Source organism: Halobacillus yeomjeoni, from assembly GCF_020171525.1.
Taxonomy (GTDB): domain Bacteria; phylum Bacillota; class Bacilli; order Bacillales; family Halobacillaceae; genus Halobacillus; species Halobacillus yeomjeoni.
Genome location: NZ_JAIVAI010000011.1, coordinates 1 through 2977, shown reverse-complemented (window position 1 = coordinate 2977; position 2977 = coordinate 1). Strand labels below are relative to the sequence as shown.

The 2977-nt window shown below is 53.4% G+C and carries 1 rRNA gene; it reads left to right on the top strand.

The features are described 5' to 3' along the window. Positions 1-79 precede the first annotated feature (79 nt). Positions 80-2977 (top strand): 23S ribosomal RNA (locus LCL89_RS16625); the annotation flags it as partial.

Genomic DNA, 2977 nt, shown 5'->3' with positions numbered 1-2977 from the left:
TGATCATCTAACGATGATGCTAGTGATGACAAGACATTCAACGAAACATTGAAACAAATCAACGTCTTTTCACGAAGATAGTTAAGTGAATAAGGGCGCACGGTGGATGCCTTGGTACTAGGAGCCGATGAAGGACGGGACTAACACCGATATGCTCCGGCGAGCCGTAAGTAGGCTTTGACCCGGGGATTTCCGAATGGGGAAACCCGCTGTTCGTAATGGGACAGCATCCAATTCTGAATCCATAGGGATTGGACGGCACACCTGGGGAACTGAAACATCTCAGTACCCAGAGGAAGAGAAAGCAAACGCGATTTCCTGAGTAGCGGCGAGCGAAACGGAATCAGCCCAAACCAGAAAGCTTGCTTTCTGGGGTTGTAGGACACTCCATCGGAGTTACCAAGAAGGAAGGTAGACGAATCGACCTGGAAAGGTCAGCCAGAGCAGGTAACAGCCCTGTAGTCGAAACCTTTCTTCCTCCGGAGTGGATCCTGAGTACGGCGGAACACGAGGAATTCCGTCGGAATCCGGGAGGACCATCTCCCAAGGCTAAATACTCCCTAGTAACCGATAGTGAACCAGTACCGTGAGGGAAAGGTGAAAAGCACCCCGGAAGGGGAGTGAAACAGAACCTGAAACCGTGTGCCTACAAGTAGTCGGAGCCCGTTAATGGGTGACGGCGTGCCTTTTGTAGAATGAACCGGCGAGTTACGACCGTATGCGAGGTTAAGCAGCAGAAGCGGAGCCGCAGCGAAAGCGAGTCTGAATAGGGCGAGTGAGTATGCGGTCGTAGACCCGAAACCGTGTGATCTACCCATGTCCAGGGTGAAGGTCAGGTAACACTGACTGGAGGCCCGAACCCACGTAAGTTGAAAATTACGGGGATGAGGTGTGGGTAGGGGTGAAATGCCAATCGAACACGGAGATAGCTGGTTCTCTCCGAAATAGCTTTAGGGCTAGCCTCAGAATAGAAAGTCTTGGAGGTAGAGCACTGATTGGACGAGGGGCCCCTATCGGGTTACCGAATTCAGTCAAACTCCGAATGCCAATGACTTTGTTCTGGGAGTCAGACCGTGGGTGATAAGGTTCATGGTCGAGAGGGGAACAGCCCAGACCGCCAGCTAAGGTCCCTAAGTGTGTGTTAAGTGGAAAAGGATGTGGAGTTGCTTAGACAACCAGGATGTTGGCTTAGAAGCAGCCATCATTGAAAGAGTGCGTAATAGCTCACTGGTCGAGTGACTCTGCGCCGAAAATGTACCGGGGCTAAACACACCACCGAAGCTGCGGATTGATCTTACGATCAGTGGTAGGAGAGCGTTCTAAGGGCAGTGAAGTCAGACCGTAAGGACTGGTGGAGCGCTTAGAAGTGAGAATGCCGGTATGAGTAGCGAAAAAAGAGTGAGAATCTCTTTCACCGAATGCCTAAGGTTTCCTGAGGAAGGCTCGTCCTCTCAGGGTTAGTCGGGACCTAAGCCGAGGCCGAAAGGCGTAGGCGATGGACAACAGGTCGATATTCCTGTACCACCTCCTTTCCGTTTGAACGACGGGGGGACGCAGGAGGATAAGGAGAGCGCGCCATTGGATGAGCGCGTCCAAGCAGTGAGACGGTCGGATAGGCAAATCCGTCCGGCAACGTCAAGCTGTGATGGGGAGGGAACTAAAGTACCGAAGCTCCTGATTTCACACTGCCAAGAAAATCCTCTAGTGAGGAAAGAGGTGCCCGTACCGCAAACCAACACAGGTAGGCGAGGAGAGAATCCTAAGGTGAGCGGGAGAACTCTCGTTAAGGAACTCGGCAAAATGACCCCGTAACTTCGGGAGAAGGGGTGCTCCTCTGCCGAGGAGCCGCAGTGAAAAGGCCCAAGCGACTGTTTACCAAAAACACAGGTCTCTGCGAAGCCGTAAGGCGAAGTATAGGGGCTGACACCTGCCCGGTGCTGGAAGGTTAAGGGGATGCGTTAGCTTATGCGAAGCGTTGAACCGAAGCCCCAGTAAACGGCGGCCGTAACTATAACGGTCCTAAGGTAGCGAAATTCCTTGTCGGGTAAGTTCCGACCCGCACGAAAGGTGCAACGACTTGGGCACTGTCTCAACGAGAGACCCGGTGAAATTATACTATGTGTGAAGATGCACATTACCCGCGACAGGACGGAAAGACCCCGTGGAGCTTTACTGTAGCCTGATATTGAATGTTGGTACAGCTTGTACAGGATAGGTAGGAGCCTTAGAAGCCGGAGCGCTAGCTTCGGTGGAGGCGCTGGTGGGATACTACCCTGGCTGTACGGACATTCTAACCCAGGACCGTGATCCGGTCCGGAGACAGTGTCAGGTGGGCAGTTTGACTGGGGCGGTCGCCTCCCAAAAGGTAACGGAGGCGCCCAAAGGTTCCCTCAGAATGGTTGGAAATCATTCGCAGAGTGTAAAGGCACAAGGGAGCTTGACTGCGAGACCTACAAGTCGAGCAGGGACGAAAGTCGGGCTTAGTGATCCGGCGGTTCCGCATGGAAGGGCCGTCGCTCAACGGATAAAAGCTACCCCGGGGATAACAGGCTTATCTCCCCCAAGAGTCCACATCGACGGGGAGGTTTGGCACCTCGATGTCGGCTCATCGCATCCTGGGGCTGTAGTCGGTCCCAAGGGTTGGGCTGTTCGCCCATTAAAGCGGTACGCGAGCTGGGTTCAGAACGTCGTGAGACAGTTCGGTCCCTATCCGTCGTGGGCGTTGGAAATTTGAAAGGAGCTGTCCTTAGTACGAGAGGACCGGGATGGACACACCGCTGGTGTACCAGTTGTTCCGCCAGGAGCATAGCTGGGTAGCTACGTGTGGATGGGATAAGTGCTGAAAGCATCTAAGCATGAAGCCCTCCTTGAGATGAGATTTCCCTTTGCCTTTGAGCAAATAAGATCCCTCAGAGACGATGAGGTTGATAGGTCCGAGGTGGAAGCGTGGTGACACGTGGAGCTGACGGATACTAAT